Origin of the sequence: Achromobacter sp. GbtcB20 (assembly GCF_019091095.1) — a bacterium.
Lineage (GTDB): Bacteria > Pseudomonadota > Gammaproteobacteria > Burkholderiales > Burkholderiaceae_B > Achromobacter > Achromobacter mucicolens.
The window spans coordinates 261,729-274,004 of the sequence record NZ_JAGXJZ010000002.1; the positions used below are offsets into that span (position 1 = coordinate 261,729).

15 protein-coding genes are annotated in these 12,276 nt (G+C 65.2%); 3 read left to right on the forward strand and 12 right to left on the reverse strand.

Annotated features, from left to right (window positions below; translation table 11 throughout):
- Window positions 1-12: 12 nt before the first annotated feature.
- The 11 genes from KVT32_RS03985 to KVT32_RS04035 form a co-directional block, all read right to left on the reverse strand.
- Window positions 13-1,101 (reverse strand): MucB/RseB C-terminal domain-containing protein, encoded by a 1,089-nt coding sequence (locus KVT32_RS03985; protein ID WP_056321918.1) that lies wholly within the window; start codon window positions 1,099-1,101, stop codon window positions 13-15.
- Complete coding sequence (locus tag KVT32_RS03990; RefSeq protein WP_056321916.1) at window positions 1,101-1,613, reverse strand: sigma-E factor negative regulatory protein; 513 nt, start codon at window positions 1,611-1,613, stop codon at window positions 1,101-1,103. The genes KVT32_RS03985 and KVT32_RS03990 overlap by 1 nt, the downstream gene beginning before the upstream one ends.
- 12 nt (window positions 1,614-1,625) lie before the next feature.
- The gene (gene rpoE, locus KVT32_RS03995) at window positions 1,626-2,225 is read right to left on the reverse strand and encodes an RNA polymerase sigma factor RpoE (protein ID WP_008161984.1); all 600 of its coding nucleotides are present in this window, start codon (window positions 2,223-2,225) and stop codon (window positions 1,626-1,628) included.
- 492 nt (window positions 2,226-2,717) lie between these two features.
- Window positions 2,718-3,947, reverse strand: a complete 1,230-nt coding sequence (gene fabF, locus KVT32_RS04000) for a beta-ketoacyl-ACP synthase II (protein ID WP_217617727.1) — start codon at window positions 3,945-3,947, stop codon at window positions 2,718-2,720.
- 183 nt (window positions 3,948-4,130) lie between these two features.
- The gene (acpP, locus tag KVT32_RS04005) at window positions 4,131-4,370 is read right to left on the reverse strand and encodes an acyl carrier protein (RefSeq protein WP_003813816.1); all 240 of its coding nucleotides are present in this window, start codon (window positions 4,368-4,370) and stop codon (window positions 4,131-4,133) included.
- 191 nt (window positions 4,371-4,561) lie between these two features.
- Window positions 4,562-5,314 (reverse strand): 3-oxoacyl-ACP reductase FabG, encoded by a 753-nt coding sequence (gene fabG / locus KVT32_RS04010; RefSeq protein ID WP_056321905.1) that lies wholly within the window; start codon window positions 5,312-5,314, stop codon window positions 4,562-4,564.
- Window positions 5,315-5,317: 3 nt separating this feature from the next.
- Window positions 5,318-6,253, reverse strand: coding sequence for an ACP S-malonyltransferase (gene fabD, locus KVT32_RS04015; RefSeq protein ID WP_056321901.1), 936 nt, complete (start codon window positions 6,251-6,253; stop codon window positions 5,318-5,320).
- Window positions 6,254-6,349: 96 nt separating this feature from the next.
- Window positions 6,350-7,336: a beta-ketoacyl-ACP synthase III gene (locus KVT32_RS04020; RefSeq protein ID WP_056321898.1), complete on the reverse strand. Its 987-nt coding sequence runs from the start codon at window positions 7,334-7,336 to the stop codon at window positions 6,350-6,352.
- Window positions 7,336-8,403 carry a phosphate acyltransferase PlsX gene (gene plsX, locus KVT32_RS04025; RefSeq protein ID WP_056321895.1) on the reverse strand — a complete coding sequence of 356 codons (1,068 nt, stop codon included), beginning with the start codon at window positions 8,401-8,403 and terminating at the stop codon, window positions 7,336-7,338. Before plsX ends, KVT32_RS04020 begins: the two co-directional genes overlap by 1 nt.
- 59 nt (window positions 8,404-8,462) lie before the next feature.
- The gene (rpmF, locus tag KVT32_RS04030) at window positions 8,463-8,645 is read right to left on the reverse strand and encodes a 50S ribosomal protein L32 (RefSeq protein WP_006218037.1); all 183 of its coding nucleotides are present in this window, start codon (window positions 8,643-8,645) and stop codon (window positions 8,463-8,465) included.
- A 52-nt stretch (window positions 8,646-8,697) separates the two neighbouring features.
- On the reverse strand, window positions 8,698-9,435 hold the full coding sequence (locus KVT32_RS04035) for a DUF177 domain-containing protein (RefSeq protein ID WP_217617728.1): 738 nt from the start codon (window positions 9,433-9,435) through the stop codon (window positions 8,698-8,700).
- Between the two features lie 72 nt (window positions 9,436-9,507).
- Between KVT32_RS04035 and KVT32_RS04040 the strand changes: the two genes are divergently transcribed.
- The 3 genes from KVT32_RS04040 to KVT32_RS04050 are packed head-to-tail and all read left to right on the forward strand — an operon-like array spanning window position 9,508 to window position 11,605.
- On the forward strand, window positions 9,508-10,110 hold the full coding sequence (locus tag KVT32_RS04040; RefSeq protein WP_152383698.1) for a Maf-like protein: 603 nt from the start codon (window positions 9,508-9,510) through the stop codon (window positions 10,108-10,110).
- A complete protein-coding gene (locus KVT32_RS04045) occupies window positions 10,107-10,817 on the forward strand; it encodes an SAM-dependent methyltransferase (protein ID WP_152383697.1) in 711 nt (236 codons plus the stop codon). The genes KVT32_RS04040 and KVT32_RS04045 overlap by 4 nt, the downstream gene beginning before the upstream one ends.
- Window positions 10,818-10,819: 2 nt before the next feature.
- Window positions 10,820-11,605, forward strand: a complete 786-nt coding sequence (locus KVT32_RS04050) for an N-acetylmuramoyl-L-alanine amidase (RefSeq protein ID WP_152383696.1) — start codon at window positions 10,820-10,822, stop codon at window positions 11,603-11,605.
- Window positions 11,606-11,618: 13 nt separating this feature from the next.
- Here the strand turns inward: KVT32_RS04050 and msrQ are convergent, their stop codons facing one another.
- A complete protein-coding gene (msrQ, locus tag KVT32_RS04055) occupies window positions 11,619-12,266 on the reverse strand; it encodes a protein-methionine-sulfoxide reductase heme-binding subunit MsrQ (protein ID WP_217617729.1) in 648 nt (215 codons plus the stop codon).
- Window positions 12,267-12,276: the final 10 nt, after the last annotated feature.

Consider the following 12,276-nt stretch of genomic DNA (forward strand, 5'->3'; position numbering starts at 1 on the left):
GAACGGCGGGAATCATTTGGCCCCGCCCTCCGCGGGTGCGGCTGCCGCGGGTGCGGGCGGCACGTACTCAGTGGCTTGCGCAAGTTGTTCCAGCGTGGCGGCGGGCACTTCGCCAACCGCCGTCAACCAGAAGTCCGCGATGCGCGCGCCATAGACGTTGATCGCGCCGCGCTGCGACGCGCCATGCAACGGCTGGTGATTGCGCTGGCTGTCGTAGGGCTCGATGAAGACCGAAATCGCCGCCAGGCCGTCGGACAGTACCATCTGGCTGACGGGCGATCCGCGCTTCATGGCGCGCGACACCTGCATGATCGTCTTGAAGCCATCGGGCGCCGGAATGCGCCACCCCTGGGCCGCAAGGTCCACGGGCTTCATGTTGGCCTCGAGCACCTTCCAGTCACGCGTGTTCCAGCGCGAGGACAGCGACTGCGGATCCACTTCGGAACCCAATCGCAGCGAAGTGAACGACACCTGCTCGACCACGCCGCGCGCGGCGTTCAGCGTCTGGGCCTTCAGCAGCAGATTGGTTTCGACGTCCGCGCACAGGCGATAGCCATAGCGCAGCTTGTCCAGGGGTTCGATCGTGATGAGCCGGCATTCGCGGCCCGCGACGCGATGCGGCGTGGGTTCGGTGCGGATCTTGTAGTGTTCGGACAGATTGGCGGCGTCGCCCAGCAGCAGGCCGGGAAAGCGATCACCGCGGCGACGCTCGATCAGCACCGTCTTGCGCTCGGGGATCAGGCACTGCACATCGTCGTTGTGACGCAGGTATTCGCGCGGCTGGCCGTCAAGAATCTCGAGGCGTTCGCGCTCACCAGTGCCGTCAAGGACATGCACCAGGCGCGAGGACTGGATCACATCGCCCTGCTGATACATGAAGACGCCGGCGTAATCCTGCTTGCGGGCCGCCTGCTGGATGCGCGTGAGCAGTTGCACCACGTCCTCGGTCTGGCCGGCCGGCGTGGCGCCGGCGGCGGCCGCGGGACCGTGCGCGGCAAGGAAAGCAGTCAGGAGCGTGGCGGCGAACCAGCCGGCGCGGTGAGCGTGCCACGAGGCAGCGCGTCCCAATACGGGCCAGCGTGATGCAAGCACAAGCGCCATCAGCGTCCCGCTCCGCCATCGAACGACACCTGGCGGACCGCGCTGGGGCCGGCCATCTGGCGATGGGCCTCCAGGTAATCACGCAGGCCCGAGTCGTCGGACGCCGAGGCCGAACCCGACGAACTGGCGTCGGCCAGCACGCGGACGTCCGTCGAAGGCGAGCCGGTGACGTACGGCTGCGCCACCCATGCGACCGTGGCCACGGCGGCGGCGACGGCCAGGCCCGACAGGCCCATGCGCAAAGGAGAGCGGCGCCGAGGCGCCGCTACGATGGGCAATTCCGCATCCAACGCGCGCGCCAGCCGGGCCGAAAAGGCCGCGCTGGGCGTCAGCGCCAGATCGGCGTTGCGCAGGGAATCACCAATCAGATGATAGGTGTCCCAAGTCTGACGTCCCTCTTTGGACAACAGACTGGGAAGAATATCGTCGGAATCCTCTCCGTCCATCCAGGCGGAAACCGATTCTTCCCAGGAAGACTCGGTGATTTCAACGGATTTGGCTGCTATTTGCATGACTGCCACTCCTTACCAGCGACGCTCGACATCGGTGTCGAGCAGTGGACGCAACTTGGTGGCAATGGCTTCACGCGCACGAAAAATGCGGGAGCGCACCGTACCGATCGGGCAGTCCATGCTCTGGGCGATGTCTTCGTAACTCATACCTTCGATTTCACGCAGGACAATTGCGGTGCGCAATTCTTCAGGCAATTCCTCAATGGCCGCGTTCACCGTCTCGGCGATTTCGCGGCTGGCAACCATGGATTCCGGCGTGCTTATATCCGTTAGGTTGTCGGTTTCGTTAAAAGTTTCACCGTCTTCCGTTTCAATCGCATTGGGTGCGCTGGGGCGGCGTCCCTGCGAGGCAAGCCAGTTGCGCGCGGTGTTGATGGCGATGCGGTAAAGCCAGGTGTAGAAGGCGCTTTCGCCACGGAATTGGGGCAAGGCGCGGTAGGCCTTGATGAAGGCTTCCTGCGCCACATCCTCGATTTCGGCCGGATCGCGGATCATGCGGGCGAGCAGGCGGAGGATCTTGCGCTGGTATTTCAGCACCAGGAGATCGAAGGCCTTCTTGTCGCCCCGCTGCACGCGCGCTACGAGCTCTGCGTCGACTTCGCGTTCGCTCATGAGGCCTCCCGCAAACGACGCGCAGGTTGTGCCTGCCGCGCCGTGCCCGCGACGAGGCGCAGACGGCGCCAGGATTCGGGTCGCAACGTGTGCTTCCAGACGGTGAGGGTGATTTTGCTGGTGGTAAAGGCCGTACTCCCGGTGGGCAAGGGCTGCAAGACAAGCGTCAGCCACGCTGGCCCCCTTTGCTGATCCAGCAGCAGCGCATCCTGCCAGCCTTGCGGCCAGCGTAGCTGCCAATGGTCAGCCCCGGTCGCGGTGCGTAGCGCCGTTACCGGGGACGGGGTGCTCCGTGCCGAGTGTAACAGCCCGGCCAACAGAAACAGAAACGCGAGCAACGCGGCGGCCATCCAGGCATGACCGTGCCAGGACGCCGCCGTCAACACGCAGGCCACGGCCGCGGCCAGGGCCAGCCCGAAGAGCGCGACGGCGCTCCTGGGCGGCGAGACTGGCACGCGGAATGACCAGCGCCCCCCGACCGAGCCTTCCAAATCAGACCCGGCGAACGGCCATCGAGCCGTTGGTGCCGCCAAAGCCGAACGAATTGGACAGGCCCACGTCGATCTTCATCGGCCGCGCCTCGTTGGCGCAGTAATCCAGATCGCATTCCGGATCCTGATTGAAGATGTTGATCGTCGGAGGCGAGACCTGGTTGTAGACGGCCAAGGTCGTGAACACGGCTTCGATGCCGCCGGCCGCGCCCAGCAGGTGGCCCGTCATGGACTTGGTCGAGTTGACCACCAGCTTCTTGGCGTGATCGCCGAACGCCAGCTTCAGCGCATCGGTTTCGTTCTTGTCGCCCAGCGGCGTGGACGTGCCGTGCGCGTTGACGTACTGGACGTCTTCGGGATTCAGGCCGCCGTTGCGCAGCGCGTTGATCACGCCGCGGCGCGGGCCGTCCTTGTCCGGCGCGGTGATGTGGTGAGCGTCGGAGCTCATGCCGTAGCCAGCCAGTTCACCGTAGATGCGCGCGCCGCGCTTCTTGGCGTGCTCGTACTCTTCCAGAACCAGGACGCCTGCGCCCTCGCCCAGCACAAAGCCGTCGCGATCGCGGTCCCAGGGACGCGAAGCGGTCTGAGGGTCATCGTTGCGGGTCGACAGCGCGCGCATGGCGGCAAAGCCGCCGATGCCCAGCGGCGACACGGTCGACTCGGCGCCGCCGGCCACCATGACGTCGGCATCGCCGTATTCGATCAGGCGGGCAGCATCGCCGATGCAGTGCAGGCCGGTCGTGCAGGCCGACACCACGGCGTAGCTGGGGCCCTTCATGCCATAGGCGATCGACAGATGCCCGGAAATCAGGTTGATCAGCGAACCCGGCACGAAGAACGGCGAAATGCGCCGCGGGCCCTTGGCAAGGTACTCGACCTGGGTTTCTTCGATGCGCGGCAGACCGCCGATGCCGGACCCCACGATCACGCCGATACGCTCGGCGTTTTCTTCGGTGACTTCCAGGCCGCAATCGCGCCAGGCCTGCATTCCGGCAGCCAGGCCGTAATGGATGAACGTATCCATCTGGCGGGCTTCCTTGGCCGAAATATAGGTACTGATGTCGAAGTTTTTGACTTCGCCAGCAATGTGGGTGGTGATGGCCGAGGGATCGAAACGGGTGATGCGGCTGATGCCAGAACGTCCGTTGACGATATTGTCCCAAGCGGTGGTCAGATCATTTCCTACGGGGGAAACGATACCCAGGCCGGTGATGACGACACGTCGCTTCACGGATGACTCCTCAAACAGACAAAAGAAAGGCGGTTTTCGGGATGCGCTGCGCGTGTGGACCACATGAAGGCAGGCGAGGCGTTATAACGCCTTGCCTGCCGGTGGACCACACGGCACTCCTGAAACCGCCCTGATTCCAGGTTGGCCGACGATATCGGGCAACCAGGACGATATAGGCTGAGCTTACTGCTTACCGTGCGAATTGATGTAGTCAATCGCTTGTTGCACGGTCGTGATCTTTTCGGCCTCTTCGTCGGGGATCTCGGTCTCGAATTCGTCTTCGAGGGCCATGACCAGTTCGACCATGTCGAGCGAATCGGCACCGAGGTCGTCAAGGAAGGAGGACTCGTTCTTGATCTCGGCTTCGTTGACGCCAAGTTGTTCAGCGACGATCTTCTTGACGCGCTGTTCGATGCTTTCCATGCAGATCTCCAATTGGGAAAAATCCCGCGAATTATAGCCAAGCGCGGAGTGATGCAACGCCTGACCGTGACAAAAATAACACCGCGCATTTGTTCTGTCGCCGAGAGCGGCGCGGGAAGACCATGTGCGGCGTTTCCGGAGAATCGCGCCCCGCCTTGCCGGTTGCCCGGCGGCGACGCGCGATTCGTGATTTATTGCATGTACATCCCGCCGTTGACGTGCAGGGTGGTGCCGGTAATGTAACCCGCCTGAGGCCCGGACAAAAAGGCCACGGCATGCGCAATGTCAGTCGGAGAGCCCAGACGGCCCAGCGGAATCTGCTGCAGCAGCGCCGCGGTCTGGTTTTCGCCCAGCGCACGCGTCATGTCGGTATCGATGAAGCCAGGGGCCACGCAGTTCACGGTGATGTTGCGGCTGCCCAGTTCACGCGCCAGCGCACGGGACATGCCTGCCACGCCGGCCTTCGCGGCGGCGTAGTTGGCTTGGCCCGCGTTGCCGCTGGAACCCACCACGGAAGTCACATTGATGATGCGTCCCCAACGAGCCTTCATCATGCTGCGCAGCACGGCGCGCGACAGGCGGAAGACCGACGCGAGGTTGGTGTCGATGACCGCCGACCAGTCGTCGTCCTTCATGCGCATCGCCAGCGTATCACGGGTGATGCCGGCGTTATTGACGAGGATGTGCGGACCGCCGCCTTCCTTACCCAACGCGTCGATCAACGCGTCGCAAGCGGCAGCGTCGGTCACGTCGAGCACCACGCCGCGGCCGCCAAACGGCGCCAGCGCTTCGGTGATGCCCGCCGCGCCCGATTCGGACGTGGCAGTGCCGACGACGGTTGCGCCGCGTGCGGCCAGTTCCAGGGCGATCGCCCGGCCAATGCCGCGCGTGGCGCCCGTGACGAGCGCGATCTTGCCCTGCAGTTCGGTCGAGGTGTTGTCCATTGATCAGTTTCCGTTGACGGCAGCCAAAGCCGCTTCCAGCGAAGCGGGATCGGTGATGGCCAGGCCGGTGAGTTCGGGGTCGATGCGTTTGGTCAGGCCGGCGAGCACCTTGCCGGGACCACACTCGATGACGTGCGTGACGCCTTGCGCCTTCATGGCGCGCAGGGTTTCGACCCAGCGCACAGGATGCCACGCCTGGCGCACCAGCGCATCGCGGATTGCCCCGGGTTCCGTGGGCGAGGCCACATCGACGTTGTTGATGACCTGCACCTGCGGCGCGGACACGGCGGCGCTGGCAAGCGCGCCAGCCAGCACGTCGGCGGCCGGCTTGAGCAGGCTGGAATGGAACGGCGCGGAAACGGGCAGCAGCAAGGCGCGCTTGGCGCCGGCGGCCTTGGCCAGTTCGCAGGCGCGTTCGACGGCGGCCTTGTGGCCGGCGATCACGACTTGCGCCGGCGCATTGAAGTTGACGGCTTCGACGACTTCGCCTTGCGCGGCTTGCGCACACGCGGCGCGCACGGCATCGTCGTCCAGGCCGAGGATGGCGGCCATGGCGCCGGTGCCGACCGGCACGGCGGCCTGCATGGCATCGGCGCGCACGCGCACCAGGCGCACGGCGTCTTCCAGCGTCAGCGAGCCCGCGGCAGTCAGCGCGGCGTATTCGCCCAGGCTGTGGCCGGCCACGACATCAGGCTTGCGGCCGCCCGCGGCCACCCATGCGTTGTAGAACGCCACGCCAGCGGTCAGCATGGCCGGCTGGGTGTTGGTGGTCAGGTTCAGTTGTTCCGCGGGCCCCTGCGCGATCAGCGCGCCCAGGTCCTGCCCCAGGGCCTCGGAGGCACGCGCCACGGTGTCGGTGACCGCCGCCACGCCGGACCAGGCGTCCAGCATGCCGACAGCTTGCGAACCCTGGCCAGGAAAGACAAAAGCGATTTTCATGATTGAGCGTGTGGATTGATTCAGTGTCTGAGTGGGATGCCAGGCGCGCTCTCAGGCCGCCGGCGGCACACGTGCCGCCGCAGCCCGGGCACGCCCTTACATGCGGGCCAGTACCGAGCCCCAGGTGAATCCGCCGCCGACGCCTTGCATCAGGATGAGCTGGCCCGGCTTGACGCGGCCGTCGCGGCGCGCGGCATCGAGCGCGAGCGGCACGCTGGCCGCGGACGTGTTGGCGTGACTGTCGACGGTGATGACGACCTTCTCGACCGGCACGTCCAGCTTGCGGGCAAGGAAATTCAGGATGCGCACGTTGGCCTGATGCGGGATCAGCCAATCGACGTCGGCAACGGTGACGCCGGCCTCGGCGCAGGTGTCGCGTGCGGAGCGGTCCAGGACGGTGACGGCTTGCTTGAAGACGGCCTGGCCGTCCATGCGCAGGAAAGGATCGCCCGTGACGTCGCCATAGGCCACGTTGCCGGCCGCGCTCAGGATCTTCATCTGGCTGCCGTCGGCATGCAGTTGCGCGGCCATGATGCCGGGCTTGTCGGACGCCTTGAGCACCACGGCGCCTGCGCCGTCGCCGAACAGCACGCAGGTGCTGCGGTCGTTCCAGTCGAGGATGCGCGAGAACACTTCGGCGCCGATCACCAGCGCGCAGCGCGCGCGGCCCGCGCGGATGAAGCTGTCGGCGGTGGTGAGCGCGTAGACGAAGCCGCTGCACACGGCCTGTACGTCGAACGCGGCCGAGCCCTTGGCGCCGAGGTTGGCCTGCACCAGGCAAGCCGTGCTGGGGAACACGAAATCGGGGGTGGACGTGGCCACGATGACGAGGTCGATTTCGGAAGCGTCGACGCCCGCATCGGCCAGCGCGCGGCGCGAGGCCTCGGTGGCCAGCTGGCTGGTGGTCACCCCACGCTCAGCCAGATGGCGCTGACGGATGCCCGTGCGCTCGACAATCCATTCGTCCGAGGTGGCGATGTCGCGCGTCGCCAGTTCCGCAGCCAGTTCGTCATTCGAAACCACGCGTTCCGGCAGGAAGCTGCCGGTGCCCGCGATCACGGAGTATTTCATTGCGGTATCCATCAAGCGGTATCCCCAGCCACGTTGGGCGACGCCGCCGAGGGGCGATCGCCGGATTGAACGCGCTTGGTAATTTGAGCGACCGTCTGCGCGGTGCGCTCCAGCAGTTTACTCACTACGGCTTCGCGGGCGCGTTGCAAGGCAAAACCGAAGGCGTAAACGTCCGCGGAACCGTGGCTCTTGATGACCACGCCGCGCAAGCCCAGCAAGGCTGCGCCGTTGTAGCGGCGGTTGTCTACGCGGTTGCGCAGGCGGTTCAGCACAGGCTTGGCCACCGCGCCGGCGATCAGCGTGATCAGATTGCGCTTGAACTCTTCGCGAATGATGCTGGACAGCATCTTCGCCAGTCCTTCGACGGACTTGAGCACGACGTTGCCGACAAAGCCGTCGCAGACGACGACGTCGACCGTGCCCTTGAAGATGTCATTGCCTTCGACGTTGCCGTAGAAGTTCAGCGGGCTGCCGCGCAGAAGCTCGGCGGCTTCCTTGACGACTTCGTTGCCCTTGATGACTTCTTCGCCAATGTTCAGCAAACCCACGGTGGGGTTGTCGCGATGGTCCACCGCCTGCGACAGCGCGGCGCCCATGATGGCGAATTGCAGCAGGTGCTCGGCCGTGCAGTCCACGTTCGCGCCAAGGTCCAGCACCGTGGTGGCGCGGCCCGTCTGGTTCGGAATGGACGTGGCGATCGCCGGGCGGTCAATGCCGTCCAGCGTCTTGAGCACATAACGGGAAATGGCCATCCAGGCGCCGGTGTTGCCCGCGGAAACGCAGGCGTCCGCCCGCCCATCCTTGACGGACTGGGCAGCGAGGCGCATGGAGGAGTCTTTTTTGCGGCGCAGGGCGACCTCGACCGGGTCGTCCATGGTGACGACTTCGGAAGCCGCCACGATCTCAATGCGATCGCGCGCCACGTTGCGGTGCTCGGCGAGCGCCGCTTCGATGGCGTCGGGAAGCCCGACCAACAATAGCCGGGTGTCCGGAAATTGCCGGGCGAACTCGATCGCAGCCGGAATCGTGACGGGCAGACCGAAGTCTCCGCCCATACAGTCTATGGCGATGCGTATCACGGGTGCCAGGTATCAGCGCTCAGCCGAAATGGTCCGAGTACGAGTTCGGCCCGGGGGCCTTATTCGTCGGCCTTGGTCTTCAGGACCTTGCGGCCACGATAGAAGCCGTTGGGGCTGATGTGGTGACGCAGGTGCGTTTCACCGGTGTTGGGTTCGATGGCGGTCGACGGGGCCACCAGAAAATCGTGCGAACGGTGCATACCGCGCTTGGAGGGGGACTTCTTGTTTTGTTGAACGGCCATGATGACTCCTAGAAACGGGGCGCATTGTACGCGATGCGGCCCGATGTTGATCTCAATCTTTGTGCTTCAGTTGTTCCAGCACCGCAAACGGCGACGGACGCTTGACAGCGGGCTCCTCTTCAGGAGCTTCGCTGGCCTTGGCCTGCGCGCCCGGGCATACATCATGCTTGGGCACATACGGAATGCTCAGAATGAGCTCATCTTCGATCTGGGCCAACAGATCAAAATGATGCGAACCCACCACCTTTTCAGGCAGGTGGGCCACAGAATCCCTTCCTACGCCTTCGTCGCCCTCGTCGTCGTCATCGTCGCCGTGATCGGCAAAGGAATGATCGTCGTCGAGGTCGTCTTCGGATTTGACCAGTTGCAGCACGACTTCGCTGTCCACCGGATAGGCAAACGGCACATTGCACCGCTGGCACATCACCACCGGATTGGCCCGCACATGCAGGCGCAAAATCGGCTGGCCCAACAGCAAGCCGGTCTTGCCTTCTTCGCCTTGCACGGACCAGGTCACAAGCCCGGCTTCGCCCAGCGGTTGCTCGGGCAAGCCGTCAACCACGCGGCCAAGCCGCACCAAGGCGATGGCGCCCTGCGCGCTCTTGCCCAGTCGAGCAAAGGCAAAGGCGTCGATGCGCTTTACACCGGTATCCACGGGCGCGGCTTCCAGTGCTTTGTCGGCTAAGGCTTTGTCGGCCAGAGCTTTGTCCGCCGGTGCTGCATTCACACGAGCACCGGCCGATCCGTCCGCGCGGCGACTCAAGTCGCCAGGCTTTCCCTTCGGTGTCATGTTGATGTTCCTGCAAAAATGCCGCAAAACGTTAGATAATACTGTGACTTACGTATTACCGTCAAATGCCGCATGCCCTCAAAGCCTAGCCTGATCCTCGCGTCCAGCTCGCGATACCGCAAAGAACTGTTGTCGCGCCTGCGCCTGCCCTTCACCGCGATTTCCCCCGATGTAGACGAAACGCCACAATCCGGCGAAACCCCCGAGGCACTGGCGCTGCGCCTGTCCGTTGCCAAGGCAATGGCGGTGGCCACCAGCCACCCGGGCAGCATCGTGATCGGCTCTGACCAGGTGGCGACCGTGGATGGAACCCCAATCGGCAAACCGGGCGACTTCGCGCGGGCACAGGCGCAGTTGCGCGCCCTGTCGGGCCGGATGGTGGAATTTCACAGTGCGCTTGCCGTGACCGATGGCGACCGGGTGGCAAAGGCCGACGTCATTACCCGCTGCCGCTTCCGCCAGTTGTCCGACCATGCCATCGACGCCTATCTGCGGGCCGAGGAACCTTACGATACCGCAGGCAGCGCCAAGGCGGAAAGCCTGGGCATTGCCCTGATGGAAAGCATCCAGAGCGACGATCCCACCGCCATCATAGGCCTGCCGCTGATCGAACTGACGCGCATGCTGGCCACTTTCGGACTGGATCCGCTGGACGCCCCCGGAGCGCCCGCATGACCGGCGCCCTGCACCTGATTCCCGTCAGCCTGGGCGAAGCCCCGCCCGAGCGCTGGCTGCCCGCCGACGTGCGCGCGCTGGCCGGCCGGCTGGACACGTATATCGCCGAGAACGCCAAAACGGCGCGGGCCTTTCTGAAGCTTGTCGGAACCACCCGGCCGCTGCAGGAAATCACCATCCACACCCTGACCGACATGGCTGATGCCGCGCAGATCAAGGCATGGCTCGAGCCGGCCAGGCGGGGCGCGGAAATCGGGCTGGTTTCCGAGGCGGGCTGCCCGGCCGTCGCCGACCCCGGCGCCAAGGTCGTGGACGCGGCCCATCGCCTGGGGATCCCCGTCAAGCCTTGGGTGGGACCCTCTTCCATCCTGCTGGGCCTCATGGCAAGCGGCCTGGACGGGCAGCGCTTCGCCTTTCATGGCTACGCGCCCGTGGACCCCGGCGAACGCGCCAAGCAATTGCGCGCCTGGGAGCAGCACTCTGCCCGCCACAACCAGACGCAGCTCCTGATCGAAACGCCCTACCGCAATGCCGCGATGTTCGCCACGCTGATCGCCACCCTGAAGGGCGACACCAAGCTCTGCGTGGCACGCTCGATGACGACGGCGGACGAATGGGTGGTCACGCACACGGTGGCCGACTGGAAAAAGCTGCCCGCGCCCCAGCTGGACAAGCTGCCCACGCTGTTCCTGTACCTGGCCCGCTGACCATGATCCGCCTTTCCTGCACGCTGCTTGCCGCGGCGCTCCTGGCGGGCTGCGCCGCGCGCGGCCCCGCCGGCCTCGATCTGGACACTTCCATCACCGCCGCCAGCCAGAGCAGCCGGGTGCGGTCCGTGGTCGTGCACTACACCACGGTCGACGATGCCGAGTCGCTGCGCCTGCTATCCAAAGGCAAAGTCAGCGCCCACTACCTGATCGACCTGGACGGTCGCGCGTACCGGCTGGTCGACGAAAACCGCGCCGCGTGGCACGCCGGGGCCAGCTCCTGGTACGGCAACATCGCGATGAACAGCACGTCCATTGGCATCGAGATCGTCAATCCCGGCTGGACCGAGGGCAGCAACGGCGAGCGCGTCTGGCATCCCTATGACAGCCGCCAGGTCCGGGCGCTGACCATCCTGTTGCGCGACATCGTCCAACGGCACAACATCGCCCCGGAAAACGTGGTGGGCCACAGCGACATCGCGCCGCAACGCAAGGTGGACCCCGGCCCCCTCTTTCCCTGGAAGTCGCTGGCGGATGCGGGGATAGGACGCTGGTACAACGAGGCCGGCGCGGCCGAGCACCTGGCGCGCCTGCAGACTCAAGGCGTTCCGGATATCGCGTGGTTTCAGAAGCAGCTTCAGCGGCTAGGCTACGCCTGCCCCCAGGACGGCGTGCTGGACCGCGCAACGATCAACACGTTGGCCGCCTTCCAGATGCACTATCGCCCTGCCCTGCACGACGGCCAGCCCGACGCAGAAACCGCGGCCATCATGCTGGCCATCCTGTAGCCTCGCTGCCGCCCTATGCCCGCCGCCGCCACCAGGTGGCGAGGCGCCACCCCAGCAGCACCGCCAACACGGCGGCGTAGATTGCCGGCTCTGTCAGGTCATTCTTGCCGGCCTTATGCCACCAGTAGTGCAAGATGGCTAGCAGGCCAATCGCGTAGATGGCCCGATGCAGCGTCTGCCAGTGTTTTCCCAGCCGGCGCATCGCCCACTGCGTCGACGTTGCAGCCAGGGCCGCCATCAACACGAAGGCCGAAAATCCCACCATGATGAAGGGACGTTCGGCGATGTCACGCACCATTGCGGCCGGATCGAAACCACGATCCCACCACACCCAGGCCATGAAATGGAGCGCGGCGTAGAAGAATGCAAACAGCCCGCACATGCGCCGCACGCGCACCAGCGCGGGCTGGCCCGTCAATCGCCGCAGCGGCGTGATCGCCAGCGTGACCAGCAGGCAGACCAGCGCCCAGGTCCCCGAGGATCGGGTCAGAAATTCCACGGGATTGGCAGTGAGCCCATTGTTCACGCCCAGCCATATCCAGCGCGCGAAGGGCGCGATGCCCAGCAGAAACAGCAGCGGCTTGAAGCGCCCGACGGTGCGGGCCGATAGCTGCGCCTTCGGGTAAGCCGCAGCCGAGGCCGCGCGGGGCGTCACAGACATGGAGGCGCCC